Annotated in this window: 13 protein-coding genes; 6 read left to right on the top strand and 7 right to left on the bottom strand. The window is 70.0% G+C overall.

The genetic code is table 11. From position 1 onward, the window contains the following. Positions 1 to 2: 2 nt before the first annotated feature. Positions 3 to 383: a PPOX class F420-dependent oxidoreductase gene (locus tag SLQ33_RS02190; RefSeq protein WP_319452131.1), complete on the bottom strand. Its 381-nt coding sequence runs from the start codon at positions 381 to 383 to the stop codon at positions 3 to 5. A gap of 77 nt (positions 384 to 460) precedes the next feature. After that, complete coding sequence (gene cobN, locus SLQ33_RS02185) at positions 461 to 4075, bottom strand: cobaltochelatase subunit CobN (protein ID WP_319452541.1); 3615 nt, start codon at positions 4073 to 4075, stop codon at positions 461 to 463. 387 nt (positions 4076 to 4462) lie between these two features. Here cobN and SLQ33_RS02180 point away from each other — a divergent pair, with 387 nt between their 5' ends. Next, positions 4463 to 5395: a TauD/TfdA family dioxygenase gene (locus SLQ33_RS02180; RefSeq protein WP_319452130.1), complete on the top strand. Its 933-nt coding sequence runs from the start codon at positions 4463 to 4465 to the stop codon at positions 5393 to 5395. An 8-nt stretch (positions 5396 to 5403) separates the two neighbouring features. Here the strand turns inward: SLQ33_RS02180 and SLQ33_RS02175 are convergent, their stop codons facing one another. Beyond that, entirely contained in the window at positions 5404 to 5616 is a 213-nt protein-coding gene (locus SLQ33_RS02175; protein WP_319452129.1) for a hypothetical protein, read from the bottom strand. A gap of 136 nt (positions 5617 to 5752) precedes the next feature. On the opposite strand from SLQ33_RS02175, the gene cobG reads away from it, so the two are divergent. From cobG to SLQ33_RS02150, 5 genes are all read left to right on the top strand, one after another. Next, positions 5753 to 6865, top strand: a complete 1113-nt coding sequence (cobG, locus tag SLQ33_RS02170) for a precorrin-3B synthase (RefSeq protein WP_319452128.1) — start codon at positions 5753 to 5755, stop codon at positions 6863 to 6865. 9 nt (positions 6866 to 6874) lie between these two features. Beyond that, positions 6875 to 7501 (top strand): precorrin-8X methylmutase, encoded by a 627-nt coding sequence (locus SLQ33_RS02165; protein WP_319452127.1) that lies wholly within the window; start codon positions 6875 to 6877, stop codon positions 7499 to 7501. After that, complete coding sequence (locus tag SLQ33_RS02160; RefSeq protein WP_319452126.1) at positions 7498 to 8982, top strand: precorrin-2 C(20)-methyltransferase; 1485 nt, start codon at positions 7498 to 7500, stop codon at positions 8980 to 8982. The genes SLQ33_RS02165 and SLQ33_RS02160 overlap by 4 nt, the downstream gene beginning before the upstream one ends. A 343-nt stretch (positions 8983 to 9325) precedes the next feature. Continuing rightward, complete coding sequence (locus SLQ33_RS02155) at positions 9326 to 10999, top strand: transposase (protein WP_319452125.1); 1674 nt, start codon at positions 9326 to 9328, stop codon at positions 10997 to 10999. A gap of 17 nt (positions 11000 to 11016) precedes the next feature. Next, complete coding sequence (locus tag SLQ33_RS02150) at positions 11017 to 12123, top strand: aminoglycoside phosphotransferase family protein (RefSeq protein WP_319452540.1); 1107 nt, start codon at positions 11017 to 11019, stop codon at positions 12121 to 12123. On the opposite strand, the gene SLQ33_RS02145 is transcribed toward SLQ33_RS02150, so the two are convergent. From SLQ33_RS02145 to SLQ33_RS02130, 4 genes are read right to left on the bottom strand one after another with little or no spacing between them, the layout of a single operon-like run. Continuing rightward, a complete protein-coding gene (locus SLQ33_RS02145; protein ID WP_319452124.1) occupies positions 12107 to 12832 on the bottom strand; it encodes a cobalt-precorrin-6A reductase in 726 nt (241 codons plus the stop codon). The two genes, SLQ33_RS02150 and SLQ33_RS02145, sit on opposite strands and share 17 nt — an antisense overlap. Further along, positions 12832 to 13587, bottom strand: coding sequence for a precorrin-4 C(11)-methyltransferase (cobM, locus tag SLQ33_RS02140; RefSeq protein ID WP_319452123.1), 756 nt, complete (start codon positions 13585 to 13587; stop codon positions 12832 to 12834). The genes SLQ33_RS02145 and cobM overlap by 1 nt, the downstream gene beginning before the upstream one ends. Next, positions 13584 to 14768, bottom strand: coding sequence for a precorrin-6y C5,15-methyltransferase (decarboxylating) subunit CbiE (cbiE, locus tag SLQ33_RS02135; protein WP_319452122.1), 1185 nt, complete (start codon positions 14766 to 14768; stop codon positions 13584 to 13586). Before cbiE ends, cobM begins: the two co-directional genes overlap by 4 nt. After that, complete coding sequence (locus tag SLQ33_RS02130) at positions 14768 to 15520, bottom strand: SDR family NAD(P)-dependent oxidoreductase (RefSeq protein ID WP_319452121.1); 753 nt, start codon at positions 15518 to 15520, stop codon at positions 14768 to 14770. The genes cbiE and SLQ33_RS02130 overlap by 1 nt, the downstream gene beginning before the upstream one ends. Positions 15521 to 15522 lie beyond the last annotated feature (2 nt).

Genomic DNA, 15522 nt, shown 5'->3' with positions numbered 1-15522 from the left:
GTTCAGACCGCCTTGAGTTCGATGGTGAGGTTCTTCGCCATGCCGCCGCGCAGCTTGGAGAAGAAGTTGAAGGTCTTGCCGAGCACGCCGTAGCGCTTGCCGATCGCATCGTAGGTGGCGCCGTTCGCCGACTTGTCGAGGATCGCGGCGGTGGCTTCGATCGACTCGCCCTTCGGTTTGCCGCTACGGTCGCACTCGGCGATGGTGACCCGCGGAGTGTTGCGGATGCGCTTGACCTTCCAGGATTGCTCCTGGGTGATCGCGACTAGCCCGTCGCCTGATGGCGCGGCCCAGATGGCGGTCGGCTTGGGCCTGCCGTCCTTGGTGAAGGTGGTCAGCAGGATGTATTCGGACTTGGCGACCTCGGCGAATGTCACGGGCATGTGCCCAATCTATAGCCCCGGGTCGCTTCGCTCTCCCCCGCAAGCGGGGGGACCCCCAGCGCCGAACCTAGTAGGCGTCAGCCTTCGAGGTCGCCTTCCGTTTCCAGCAGCACCTGCTTCAGGCCGTCCAGGGTGGCCGGTTCGGGCTGGGCCCACATGCCGCGGCCTGCGGCCTCCAGCAGCCGCTCGGCCATCCCGTGCAGCGCCCACGGGTTCGACTCGGCCATGAACTTCCGATTCTCTCCGTCGAGCACGTACTCCTCGGCCAGCCGCTCGTACATCCAGTCGGCCATCACTCCGGCGGTGGCGTCGTACCCGAAGAGGTAGTCGACCGTGGCGGCCATCTCGAAGGCACCCTTGTAGCCGTGTCGGCGCATGGCGTTGATCCACCGCGGGTTGACGACGCGCGCCCGGAAGACGCGCGTGGTCTCCTCCGAGAGCGTGCGGGTGCGCACGGCGTCGGGACGGGTGTTGTCGCCGATGTAGGCCGCCGGGTCGCGACCGGTCAGCGCGCGCACGGTGGCGACCATGCCGCCGTGGTACTGGAAGTAGTCGTCGGAGTCGGCGATGTCGTGCTCGCGGGTGTCGGTGTTCTTGGCCGCCACCGCGATTCGGCGGTACGCCCTGTTCATGTCGTCGGTGGCGGGCGCGCCGTCGAGCCCACGCCCGTACGCGAAGCCACCCCACGCGGTGTACACCTGCGCCAGGTCGGCGTCGTCGCGCCAGTTCCTGCTGTCGATCAGCTGCAACAACCCCGCCCCGTAGGTGCCGGGTTTGGAACCGAAAATCCGGGTGGTGGCCCGCCGGCCATCGCCGTGCTCGGCGAGGTCGACGCGCGAGTGCGCGCGGACGAAGTTCTGCTCGTCCGGTTCGTCGAGGTCGGCAACGAGGCGCACCGCGTCGTCCAACATCGTCACCACGTGCGGGAAGGCATCGCGGAAGAAGCCCGAGATGCGCACCGTGACGTCGATGCGCGGCCGACCGAGCTCAGCGAGCGAAATCGGCTCGAGGTCGACGACGCGCCGGGAGGCGTCGTCCCACTTGGGCCGAACACCCAGCAGCGCAAGGACTTCGGCGATGTCGTCACCCGCGGTGCGCATCGCCGAGGTGCCCCAGACGGACAGTCCGACCGACTGCGGCCACTCACCGTGGTCACGCAGGTAACGGTCGAGCAGCGAATCCGCGAGTGCGACACCGGTTTCCCACGCCAACCGAGACGGCACGGCCTTGGGGTCGACCGAATAGAAGTTGCGCCCCGTTGGCAGCACGTTGACCAGCCCGCGCAGCGGCGAGCCCGACGGCCCGGCGGCGATGAATCCGCCATCGAGGGCCCGCAGAATCTGAACGATCTCCCGGTCCGTCTGGCGCAGCCGCGGCACCACCTCGGTGGCCGCGAACCGAAGCACCGACGCGATCTCGGCGTCGCCCGTGATCGCGTCGACGGCCTTTGCGTCCCAGCCCGTCTCCTGCAGCGCAGCGACCAGGGCGCGGGCGGTGGCCTCGGCGGCGTCGACGGCACCGCGGTCGTCTGTGCCGTCCTCGGCCAACCCGATCGCCTGGCGCAAGCCGGGCACCGTGTGTTCGCCGCCGAACAGCTGTCGTGCGCGCAGGATCGCCAGCACCAGATCGAGTTCGGCCGCTCCTTCGGGCGCCTGCCCGAGTATGTGCAGGCCGTCGCGGATCTGGACGTCCTTGATCTCGCACAACCAGCCGTCGACGTGGAGCAGCATGTCGTCGAACACGTCCTCCTCGGGCCGGTCCTCCAACCCGAGGTCGTGGTCCATCTTGGCCGCCCGCATCAGGGTCCAGATCTGCTGGCGGATCGCGGGCAGCTTGCCGGGGTCGAGCGCGGCGATGGTCGAATGCTCGTCGAGCAGCTGCTCGAGTGTCGCGATGTCCCCGTAGCTTTCGGCCCGCGCCATCGGCGGGATCAGGTGGTCCACCAGCACGGCGTGGGCCCGGCGTTTGGCCTGGGTGCCCTCACCGGGATCGTTGACCAGGAAGGGGTAGATCAGGGGCAGGTCGCCCAGCGCCGCGTCGGATCCACACGCCGCCGACATGCCAAGGGTCTTGCCGGGCAGCCACTCGAGGTTGCCGTGCTTGCCGAGGTGTACGACGGCGTCCGCTTTGAAGGAGCCGCCGAATCCGTCATCCAGCCAGCGGTAGGCGGCCAGGTAGTGGTGACTGGGCGGGAGATCCGGGTCGTGGTAGATCGCGACGGGGTTCTCGCCGAAGCCCCGCGGCGGCTGCACGAGCAGCACGACGTTGCCCGATTGCATTGCCGCGATGACGATCTCGCCGTCGGGGTCGCGGCTGCGGTCGACGAACAACTCGCCGGGAGGCGGGCCCCAGTGCTCGACGATGGGGTCGGCGAGCTCGGCGGGCAGCGTCGCGAACCAAGCCCGGTACTCGGCGGCGGACACGCGAATCGGGTTGCGTGCCAACTGTTCCTCGGTCAGCCAGTCGGGGTCCTGCCCGCCACGCTCGATCAACGCGTGCACTAGCGCGTCGCCATCCTCGGCGTCGACGCCGGGCACGTCACCGATGACGTAGCCGGCATCCCGCATCGCGCGCAGCAGCGCGACGGCGCTTGCGGGCGTGTCCAATCCGACGGCGTTGCCGATGCGGGCGTGCTTCGTCGGATATGCGGAGAACACCAGCGCCACCCGCTTGTCCGCGGGCACGACGTGACGCAGGCGGGCTTGGCGCACGGCGAGGCCCGCGACCCGTGCGCAGCGTTCCAGATCGGGCACGTAGGCGATCAGCCCCTCGTCGTCGATCTCCTTGAACGAGAACGGGACCGTGACGATGCGCCCGTCGAACTCGGGGACGGCCACCTGGGTGGCCACGTCGAGCGGAGTCATTCCGGTGTCGTTGGAGGCCCACTGGCTGCGTGAACTGGTCAGGCAGAGGCCCTGCAGGATGGGCACGTCGAGCGCCGCGAGATGCGCGACGTTCCACTGGTCGTCGGAGCCCCCAGCTGCCGCCTCCGCGGGGACCGCTCCCCCGGCCGCCAGCACCGTCGTCACCAACGCGTCGGCCGTGCCGAGCAGTTCGAGGAGGTCGGGTTCCGCGGTGCGCAACGAGGCGCAGTACACCGGCAGCGGGATGCCGCCCGCTCGCTCGATGGCGCCGCACAGCGCCTCGACGTACTCGGTGTTGCCCGCGAGGTGCTGCGCGCGGTAGTAGAGCACGGCGATCAGCGGGCCGTCATCACTTGTTGACGCCCGCTCGAGCAGACCCCAGTTGGGGGTGGCCGCCGGGGGCTCGAAACCGATGCCGGTCATCAGCACGGTGTCGGCGAGGAACGCGTACAGCTGGCGGAGGTTCTCCACGCCGCCCTGCGCGAGGTAGACGTGGGACTGCAGTGCGACGCCTGCGGGCACCGTGGAGTGGCTCATCAGGTCGGCATCGGGCGACTGTTCGCCACTGAGCACGACCGCAGGGACGCCGCTGACGGCGATCCGGTCGATGCCGTCCTGCCAGGTGCGGTAGCCGCCGAGCATGCGGACGACGACGACGTCGGCACCATCGAGCAGCGCGTCGAGTTCACCCTCGACGAGCCGCGACGGGTTGGCCCAGCGGTAGGCCGCACCGGTTGCGCGGGCGGTGATCAGGTCGGTGTCGGACGTCGACAGCAGCAGGACGACGGGCGACTCGGGAGACCCAGGCCCTGGCGGGGGGAATGACACTGTCACGCACCATTCGTACCGCACCGGCCCGCTGGTGAGGGACGGCCGGTGCGGTCGGTCGATCAGCGGTCGTAGTTGCCCCAGCGACCGTGCCAGGACTGCGGGTACGGAGGACCCGCGATGGCGACGAGCACCAGGACGACGGACGCGAACACGATGAGTCCGAACATTGTTGCCTCCTAAGGCCTACCGCCTGCCTCAGTGATGTCGAATGTTGCTGGCAAACGGTCGTTCTCAAGAAACGTAATACCGCCGGTACCGGATTCGGACGTTTCGTGTGGCACGGAACACACTCGACAAAAACGTGACGCACGTCACCCTCGGGCAATTCGAATCCCAGCCAGCGAAACCGTGGTCATCTGTCGGTCGTTCCGGCGAAATGAGCAGATGACCAACTCCCCCGTCATCGTCAAGCTCGGTGCCAACATCGGCGCCCGAATTGAGGGCGTCCGCGTCGGCGGCGACCTCCCGGCCTCGACCGTCGCGGCCATCAACGGTGCCCTGCTGACCCACAAGGTGATCTTCTTCCGCGACCAGCACCACCTCGACGACGCGGGCCAGCTCGCGTTCGCCGCCACGTTGGGCACCCCGACGCTGGCCCACCCGACCGTGCTGTCGCGGGGCACGGACGTGCTGCCGATCGATTCGCGATACGACAAGGCGAACTCCTGGCACACCGACGTCACGTTCGTCGATCGGATCCCGAAGGCATCACTGCTGCGGGCGATTTCGCTGCCCGAGTACGGCGGAACGACGACGTGGGCGTCTACGGAGGCCGCCTACGACCAGTTGCCTGCCCCGCTGCGTGCGCTCGTCGAGAACCTGTGGGCCGTGCACACCAACGAGTACGACTACATCCGCGACTTCGACGACGACTACGTCCAGGCGTCCGACGCGACGCGCGAGTACCGCGACGAATTCGTCTCGGACATCTACGAAACCGAGCATCCCGTGGTGCGGGTCCATCCGGAGACGGGCCGCCGGGTGCTTCTGCTCGGTCACTTCGTCCGTCGGTTCGTCGGGCTGGGGACCGGCGAGTCGGCGACGCTACTCGCCCTGCTGCAGGCCCGGGTGACGCGGTTGGAGAACACGATTCGGTGGAATTGGCTGCCCGGGGACCTGGCCGTCTGGGACAACCGGGCCACCCAGCACTACGCGGTGTCCGACTATGACGACCAGTACCGCAGGCTCAGTCGCGTGACGTTGGCCGGCGACGTTCCCGTGGACGTGCTCGGAAACTCCAGTCGCGTGATCGCAGGCGACGCGTCGCACTTCTCCGACGTGGTGGCACCCCGGCGGCTGGCGGCGGCGGTGTCGTAGCGGCACCGTCAGAGTCGGTCCAGCTCCCGGCGCATGGCGGCCGCCTCCAGGTAGGCGGCGCGGCGCGGGATGTCGGCGTGCCGCCGGGGCTTGGGTGGCGCGGCGGCCTCGACGACCACGCTCGCGCTGGCGGTGAAGAACTTCGCGATCGCGGTCCACCAGCGGTCGCCGGTGCGCGGTATCGCGGGGAAGTTCGCTGGGTTCATGGCGAGTTCGGACATCAGGGTCTCCTTGCTTCTCGGATGTCGGATCAGGGTCCGACCTGCGTGAAGCGAACGTATTTCGACGGCGTCGCAGCTCAGTGCGTAGTCGACTACTCGAATCCCGGCGGGTACTACTCATATGCTCGAGGTCGAGATGACCAGGGTCCGCGACGACGACGCATGTCCCGGTGCGCTGCAGGTGCACCAGGCGGCCGACGGTGCCCTGGCGCGCGTGCGGCTGCCAGGCGGCATCATCGCCGCAGCGCAGTTGGAGGCGCTCGCTTTGGCCGCAGTCGAGTTCGGCTCCCCCGCAATGGAGCTCACGTCCCGCGGCAACATCCAGCTCCGCGCGATCACCAACCCGGAAGGCCTAGCCGACGCCGTCGCGGCGGCGGGCCTGCTGCCGTCGGCCACCCACGAACGGGTGCGCAACGTGGTGGCGTCGCCGCTGTCCGGTCGGCGGGGCGGGTTCGGCGACGTCCGGCCGTTGGTCGGTGAACTCGACGACGCGCTGCAGGCCCGTCCGTCGCTCGCCGAACTCCCTGGCAGGTTCTGGTTCAGCCTCGACGACGGCAGCGCGGACGTGTCGGGGCTCGGCGCCGACGCTGGCGCTCAGCTGCTGGACGCGCGCCGCGCGGCACTTCTGATCGCAGGCGTCGACACGGGAGTGCGAATGGCCGTCGAGGACGTCGTCGCCACACTGCTCGCGGTGGCGGAGAACTTCCTCGACGTGCACGGAAGAGCTTGGCGCGCCTCCGAACTCGACGATGTCGGCCCGCTACTGACCGGACTGACCGTCACGGACGCGCCCGGCACGACGTGGCCGCCGGTCACCCGGGCTCCCGTCGGCTGGATCGAGCAGGACGACGGTCGGGTCGCGCTCGGCGCCGCCGTTCCGCTCGGCGTGCTGCAAGCCCGCGTCGCGCGGTATCTGGCGGCCATCGAGTCCCCCGTGGTGGTCACGCCGTGGCGGTCGGTACTCGTCTGCGACCTGGATCATGGCGTCGCCGACACCGCCCTACGGGTGCTCGCACCGCTCGGGCTGGTCTTCGACGTGCACTCGCCGTGGTTGGACGTCAGCGCGTGCACCGGCAGCCCCGGTTGTGCGCACTCCGCCGCCGACGTGCGCCGCGATGCCACGGAGGCGGCCCGCGAATCCATGGGCGTTCACCGGCACTTCGTCGGTTGCGACCGGGCCTGCGGCAGCCCACCCGTCGGCGACGTTCTGGTGGCGACCCCCGACGGATACCGACTGCGCCAAACGTAGGGTGAGCGGGTGCTCGACTACACCCGCGACGCCGCCGAGATCTACCGGCAGTCGTTCGCGACCATCCGCGCCGAGGCGGACCTGTCGCGCTTCCCGGTCGACGTGTCGCGGGTCGTGGTGCGCCTGATTCACACCTGCGGCCAGGTCGACGTCGCCGAGCACGTCGCCTACACCGACGACGTCGTCACCGCGACGCGCGCCGCCCTCGACGCCGGCGCTGCGGTGCTGTGCGACTCGTCGATGGTGGCCGCGGGCATCACCCGTTCCCGGCTGCCCGCCGCCAACGACGTGGTGTCGCTGGTCGCCGACGCGAGGGCCGCCGAACTGGCCGAGCGGCGCGCGACCACGCGGTCGGCGGCGGCGGTGGAGTTGTGGGCCGACCGGCTGGCCGGTGCCGTCGTGGCGATCGGCAATGCACCGACCGCGCTGTTCCGCCTGCTCGAGCTCGTCGACGAGGGCGTCCCGGCTCCCGCGGCGGTGCTCGGCGGGCCGGTGGGGTTCGTCGGCTCGGCACAGTCCAAGCAGGAGCTGATCGACCGACCGCGGGGCATCGCGTACCTCGTCGTCACCGGCAGACGCGGTGGCAGCGCGATGGCCGCCGCCGCGGTCAACGCCATTGCGAGCGACCACGAATGACGGCAGCAGGAACCGCCAAGGGCACGCTCTGGGGCGTCGGACTAGGTCCTGGCGACCCGGAACTGGTGACGGTCAAGGCCGCGCGCGTGATCGGCGAGGCGGACGTGGTGGCCTACCACAGCGCCAGACACGGCCACAGCATCGCGCGCACCATCGCCGAGCCCTATCTGCGGCCGGGCCAGCTCGAGGAACACCTGGTGTATCCGGTGACCACCGAGACCACCGACCATCCCGGCGGATATTCCGGGGCGATGGAGGACTTCTACGCCGAGGCCGCCGACCGCATCGCGGCGCACCTCGATGCGGGCCGCAACGTTGCCCTGCTCGCCGAGGGCGATCCGCTGTTCTACAGCTCCTACATGCACATGCACACCCGGCTCACCCAGCGGTTCGACGCCGCCATCGTCCCTGGCGTGACGTCCGTGAGCGCCGCCTCCGCGGCGACTGGGACGCCGCTGGTTCAGGGCGACGAGGTCCTGACGATCCTGCCGGGCACGCTGCCCGCCGACGAGCTACGCCGCAGGCTGGCCGACACCGACGCCGCGGTGATCATGAAGCTGGGCCGGTCGTATCCCGCAGTGCGAGAGGCACTTTCCGCCGCGGGGCGCCTGGACGGGGCCTTCTACGTGGAGCGAGCCAGCACTCCGGCGCAGCGGGTGCTGCCCGCCGCCGACGTCGAAGAGGCGACGGTGCCGTACTTCTCGTTGACGATGGTGCCGGGCATGGCGACCCGCCCGACCCCGGTCGGCAGCGTCGCGGTGGTCGGGCTCGGCCCCGGCGACGTCGACTGGCTGACCCCGCAGGCGCGTCGCGAACTGAACACCGCCACCGACCTCATCGGATACGGCCCCTACCTGGACCGGGTGAGCACCCGCAACGGTCAGGTTTGCCATCCCAGCGACAACACCGACGAGCCTCAGCGCGCCAAGCTCGCCTGCACGCTGGCCCGGCAGGGCCGCGCCGTGGCGGTGGTGTCCTCGGGCGATCCGGGGGTCTTCGCGATGGCGACGGCCGTGCTCGAGGAGGCCTGCGACTGGCCTGACGTCGACGTCCGGGTGATCCCCGCGATGACCGCGGCTCAGGCCGTCGCGAGCCGGGTCGGCGCTCCGCTGGGCCATGACTACGCGGTGATCTCGCTATCCGATCGACTGAAGCCGTGGGACGTCATCGCGGCCAGGCTCTCGGCCGCCGCGGAGGCCGATCTGGCGCTGGCGATCTACAACCCGGCGTCCAAGAGCCGCACGTGGCAGGTGGCCGCGATGCGGGACCTGCTCTTGGAGCGCCGCGACCCGGGCACACCCGTCGTGATCGGCCGCGACGTGTCCGGCCCGCGGGAGTCCGTCAAGGTGGTCCGGCTGGCCGACCTCGACCCCGCCGACGTCGACATGCGCTGCCTGCTCATCGTGGGGTCGTCACAGACGCAATGGCAGCGCACGGCGGTCGGCGACCGCGTCTTCACGCCGCGCCGCTACCCCGGCTGAGCACCCGGCCCGACTGCTGTCGAAAATCGTTGACAGCTGTCGGTGCGCCCACTACTGGCGCCGCTCATAACCGGAGTCTTGGGCGCAATCCTCGGACTTCAGTCCGGGGGTCGACCCACAACGTTTTTTGTCGCCGGGCGTTGGCGTGGTCGGTTTCGCGGTCGAATTCGACGAGCTCTTTGCGGACGGTGCCGATGGTCTGCTCGCAGAAGGTGAGCGTCTCGGCGGTGGATACGTTGCGCCGGTATTGGTGGCGGACACCAGATACGGGTCAAGCGGGGACACGCTGTGGCGGGCGCGCCGATAGCTCGGAGATGTCATAGGTCGGACTTACCGTTGGGATGTGCAGACGCGCACTGTGTGCCTCACCCAGCCGCCACCGGCCGCCGAGCTGCCGAAGACGGAACGCATGCCGCGTGCGCGCAAGCGGCCGAAGGATGCGCCCACCCATGTACGGTCGTGGCCACTGCGCCCGGATCCCGCGCAGCGCAGGGGTATCCGGGCCCGGTTTCACACAGGCACACGGGTGCACAACGCAGTGATGGGTGAGTTCCTGGCGCGTAGCCGCGCGGTGAAGGCCGATCCCGCCTGGCAGGCCGCCCGGTCGTTGCCGTGCGGAACGCCGGCGCAACGCCAGACCCGCAGCGCAGCCTTTCGCGGGGTGGAGCAGGCACACGACTTCGATGTGAATGCGGCGCAGTCGTTCGCATCGTCACTGCGTAGATCGTGGGTGCGCGAGCATCTGCCCGCCCAGGAGACCCAGAATCTGGGGGCGCGGGCGTTCGACGCGGTCAAACAGTGGCACGTGGGCCGCAAAGGCAAGCCGCGGTTCAAGCCGGCATCGCGTGGGCTGCATTCACTTTCGTCCAAGGACGGCAACGGTGCGCTACGCCCGAAACTCGATCCAAATGGCGCTCTGACGGGGTTGCAGTGGGGTGCGGGGTTCGTAATCCCGATCGCCGTGCCCGCTCAGGCGGGGCGCCGCGGTAAGGAACAGCAGGCCGAGCTCGCCGAGATCGAAGCGCTCATCGCCGCCGGCAAGGTGTTGTCGGCGCGGATCGTGCGCACCGTCATCAGCGGCCGAGACACCTACCGCATGCAGCTCGTCGTCGACGGCCGCCCGACCCGGCGTCACCCGGTCGGCGATGGACGGGTGTCATTCGACCTCGGCCCCAGCGAGATCGCGGTCGCGGTCGAACACCGCGATGGCAGCTGGTCGGGGTGGGTGCAACCGCTGGCCGGGGGGCTTCGACTGGACACCGCTGGGCTGCGGCGCGCCCAGCGTCGCCTGGACCGCCAGCACCGCGCCGGTTCGCCGGGCTGCTTCAACCGCGACGGCACCCACCTGCGTGGCCGCTGCGCCTGGCAACGCGCCAACAACGCCGAGCAGACCGTGACCAGGGTGGCTGAGTTGCACCGCCGGCGCGCCGAGCACCGTCGAACGTTGCACGGGGCGCTGGCCAACCGGCTGTTCGAGTATGGCGGTGACATTGCCTGTGAGAAGCTCGACTACGTGGCTTGGCAGAAGAATTTCCCTCGCAGTGTGCGGGACCGGGCACCGGGGTTGCTGGTGGAGACGATTCGACGCAAGGCTGAAAGCGCCGGCGCCGAACGTCTCTACGAGTACAACCCCAACACCACCGCCCTGTCCCAAACCTGCCTGTGCGGGGAACGCAGGAAAAAGCCGCTCTCGCAACGGGTCCACCGCTGCGAGTGCGGGATCAGAGAGCATCGGGACGTGTTCTCGGCGTACCTCGGACTGCACGTCCGGGTAGACGCTGATGGTTCCGATCGGCTGGATCTGCAGACAGCCAACCTGGGCTGGCTGCACCGTCAGGACATCGACGGGCGCCGAGATCCAGCCCCGGCAGTATCGAAACGGCGAGGCCGCAGACACCCGCCCACGCGGAGGTCCGTGGCGCGCATCAACGCCCGGCGCAAAGCCAAGGCCGCGACGCGACAGAGCCGTTCGGCGCGAACTTCCACCACCAGCCGGCCCACGGCGTTGCCCACATGAGCAACGAGACAGCCGACATGGCAGGTGGAATCCACGACATTCATGCCGTGGAGGACGTCACAGCGGCCGTGTCGATCCCGCGGAGCCCGACGGACATCACGCCACAGTGGTTGGGTGCGGTGCTGGACACCGACGTCCGAGCCGTCGACACCGAACCGATCGGGACCGGCCAGACCGGCGCCACCTACCGGCTGACGGTGAGCTACGCGGCCGACGACGCCGGACTACCCAGCAGCTTCGCGGTAAAACTGCCGTCGCAGGACGAGACGGTGCGTGAGCGGGTGGCCCTCGGCTACCGCTCCGAGCACGCCTTCTACACCCACGTCGCCGACCTGGTGAAGGTGCCGATTCCGAAGAGCTTCTACTGCGACATCTCCGACGACGGCGGCGACATCGTGCTGCTGCTCGCCGACATGGCCCCGGCCGTGCAGGGCGACCAGATCGGTGGCTGCGATGCCGTCGAGGCCGAGCTCGCCGCACGCGCGATCGCGGGTCTGCACGGCCCGACGTGGTGCGACCCGAAGTGGGCGAACTTCCCGGGGCTGGCGATGTCGATGCCCAACGCCGACGCGGCCAAGGGGCTCGGCGACGTCGCAGTCATGGCCACACAGATCACGCTCGACCGGCTTGGCGGCGACATGACCGCGGAGGACCGCGAAACGGCCACCGAGTCAATGGCTCTGGTGACGCCGTGGCTGCTCGCCGAACCCGGCCGCTTCTCGCTGATGCACGGCGACTACCGGCTCGACAATCTGCTGTTCACGCCCGAACGGACCGCCATCACGGTCGTGGACTGGCAGACGCTCGGCGCCGGGCTGCCCGCACGCGACCTGGCGTACTTCACTGCGACCAGCTTGCTCCCCGGCCAGCGGGCCGAGCTCGACGAGCAACTGGTGACCGCGTACCACGACGAACTGCTGGGCTACGGCATCACCGACTACGACCGCGAAACCTGTTGGCGCGACTACCGGCTCGGCATGCTGCAGGCCCCGCTGATCACCACGTTGGGTTGCGCCTTCGCCAGCACCACCGAGCGCGGCGACGAGATGATGCGGGTCATGCTCGAACGGGGCTGCCAGGCCATCCGCGACCTGGGCAGCCTGGACCTCATCCGCGCGAGCTGACCCACGCCTCGGCGTCCTCGACGGTCGCCACCGTGGACACGCCGTCCGGGAGCGCTGGACGGTCCACCATGACGACCGCCACTCCGAGCGCGGCGGCGGCGTCGAGCTTGGCGCGTGTCATGTCCCCGCCGCTGTTCTTCGTCACCAACGCGTCGATGCGATGCTCTTGCAGCAGCCGCAGTTCGTCGTCGTAGCGGTAGGGGCCCCTCGAGAGCACGAGTTCGTGCCGCGACGGCAACGCGGCGGCATCCGGTGGGGTCACCGCCCTGATCAAGAACCAGGCGTCGACCCCGACGAAGGCGGCGCTTCCCGACCGCCCGGTGGTCAGGAAGACGCGCGAATAACCTCCTGCACCAACGACTTCCGCGGCCTGCACGTCCGACGCGACGACGGTGGCGTTGCCGTGCGGCCAGGGCGGGCGGGCCAGCACCACGCTCGGCAGGCCGAGCCGGCGGCACGCCAGCGCTGCATTGGCGGTAATGGTGGCCGCAAACGGGTGGGTGGCGTCGACGACGGCGTCGATGCGTTCCTCCTGAAGCCAATTCACCAGTCCGTCGACCCCGCCGAACCCACCAATACGCACCTGCCCAACCGGAAGCGCCGGGTCGGGCACTCGTCCGGCCAACGAACTGATCACCTCGACGTGCGGGTGCAGTCGGGCGGCAAGGGCCCGCGCCTCCGCGGTGCCGCCCAAGAGGAGCAGGCGCACTAGTGCCGACTTCCGCGGCGCCGGTCCGCCGAGTAGAGGTAGCTGTCCGTGAAGCCCTCGGCCGCCAGCACGTCGCCGACGACGATCACGGCCGTGCGGCTGATCCCCGCCGCGCGCACCGCTTCGGCCAACTCGCCGAGCGTGCACCTGACCACGGTCTCCTGTGGCCAGCTGGCGAAGGCCACTACCGCACAAGGTGTTTCGGGGCGATAACCCCCGGCCAGCAGCTCGGGCACCATCGCATCCACCTGCGCGGCCGCCAGGTGCAGCACCAGGGTGGCACCCGGCGCCGAAAGCGCGCGCAGGTCCTCCCCCGGCGGCATCGCAGTGGACAGGGTGGCCACCCGGGTCAACGTCACCGTCTGCGCCACCCCGGGCACCGTCAACTCTCGGCCCAGCACCGCGGCGGCCGCAGCGAACGCGGGCACGCCTGGCACGATCTCGTAGTCGACCTCGAGGGCGTCGAGCCGGCGGCACTGCTCGGCCAGCGCGCTGTAGATCGACGGGTCGCCAGAGTGCAACCGGGCGACGTCGAGTCCTGCGGCGTGGGCGTCGGCCAGCTCGGTCACGATCTGCTCCAGCGTCAGCGGTCCCGTGTCGATCACCTTCGCGTCGGGCGGGCAGAGCGCCAGCAGGTCGTCCGGCATGATCGACCCCGCGTACAGGCACACGGGGCAGCGCTGCAACAACCGCTGCCCGCGCACCGTGATCAGGTCGGCCGCCCCTGGGCCTGCGCCGATGAAGTAGACCGTCACGACGTGCTCATCGACCACTGAGTGACCGGCATCGCGGGCCGCCAACCGGTGAACGAGCCGACCGGTTCGCCACGATAGTGCTGAAACTTGCGCAACTCTCCACCCAACTCCGAATAACGTTGTACCAGTAGGGCTTCCGACTCGACCGTCACGGCGTTGGCGACCAGCCGGCCGCCGGCCGGCAACCGCTGTAGACACTCGTCGAGCAGGCCCGGCTGCGTGAGCCCGCCGCCGATGAACACCACCGACGGCGCCCGAGCGCCCTCGAACGATGCGGGCGCGTCCCCGCGCACCTCGACCGGCACGCCGAACGCGACGGCATTGGCCGTCACGCGTGCGCGCCGCGCCTCGTCGCGCTCGAAGGCCACTGCGGTACAACCCGATCCGCTACGGCACCACTCGACGGCGATGCTCCCGGAGCCCGCACCGACGTCCCAGAGCACTTCCCCTGGCCGCGGCGCCAACGCCGCCAGCGTGACGGCCCGAATCGACTGCTTGGTGAGCTGGCCGTCGTGTGAAAGCACGTCGTCGCGCAGCGCCGTCAGCACGCGCTCGTCGGGCAGATAGCGCACCGCCACCACGTTGAGGGCGTCGACGTCGTCCGGCGGGTCCGCCGCCCAGGCCTGCGCGGTCGCGTCACGGCGCCGCTCGGCAGGCCCTCCGAGTTGTTCGAGCACCGTGAGCTCCGACTCGCCGCGCCCGGTATCCGCGAGCAGCCGCGCCAGCCTCGCCGGCGTGGTTGCGTCACGCGACAGCACCACTGCGCGCCCGCCGCGGCGCACCGCGGTAGCCGGATCCGCGGTGACGACGCTGATCACCTCCGCGTCGTGCACCGCCCAGCCCAGTCGGGCACACGCCAGCGTCACCGACGACACGTGTGGCAACACCGTCACGCGGTCGGCGCCGAAGACTCTGATGAGCGTGGCTCCGACCCCGTGAAGCAGCGGGTCTCCGCTGGCCACCACGTGGACGTCCCCTTCGACGTCGTCGAAGAGCGTGGGCAGGGCGGGCAGCATCGGCGACGACCATCGGCGCCGCTCCGCTCCGACCGAGGCGTCCAAGAGGTCGAGCTGGCGCGGTGATCCGTAAATGACTGCGGCCCGGGCCAATTCGGCGTGGGCTGGCGGCGCCAATCCGGCCATCCCGTCGGCGCCGATGCCGACGACCACGATGCGGCCCACTATCGGGGCATCCTGCGCCACACCGAACGCGGCATCATCGCGAACCCGAACACCAGCAGGGCCAGCGAGCGCGGAACCCACACCTGGCGCCGCCGCCTGCGCAGCGCCAGGGCCGCGGCATCGGCGACCTGCGCTGGCGTGCTCGACAGCGGCGCAGGCGTCATGCCCTCGGTCATGCGACCGACGACGAAGCCTGGACGCACGACCAGCAGGTGGACGCCGGAGCCGTTCAGCGCGTCGTCCAGGCCCGCGGTGAACCCGTCCAGCCCCGCCTTGGCCGACCCGTACACGTAGTTGGCCCGCCGCACCCTGGCCCCCGCCACCGACGAGAAGGCGACGATGGAACCGCGACCCGCCGCGCGCATCGTCGTGGCCAGCACCGTCAGCAGGCTCACCTGAGCAGTGAAGTCGGTGTGCACGACGGCCGCAGCATGCGCGGCGTCCACCTCGGCGCGGGCCTGGTCGCCGAGGATCCCGAAGGCCAGCACGGCGGTGTCGACGGGGCCGTGCTCGGCGACGATCGAAGCGACCAGCGGCGCATGCGACGCCAGGTCGTCGGCGTCGAACTCCCGCGTGTGAACCGCCACGGCGCCCGCGGCCGTCACCGCGGCCACCTGATCGACCAGTTGCTCGGCGCGGCGCGCCGCCAGCACCACGGTGGCCCCGCGCGCCAGCCGCGTCGCCAGCTCGACGCCGATTTCGCTTCGGCCGCCGAATATCACTACAGGACCGTTGTCCGACGTGTCCTTCATGG

The organism is Mycobacterium sp. RTGN6, from assembly GCF_033804605.1.
GTDB lineage: Bacteria > Actinomycetota > Actinomycetes > Mycobacteriales > Mycobacteriaceae > Mycobacterium.
Note: the sequence above shows the minus strand (reverse complement) of the source record. Positions and strands in the feature narration are given on the sequence as shown.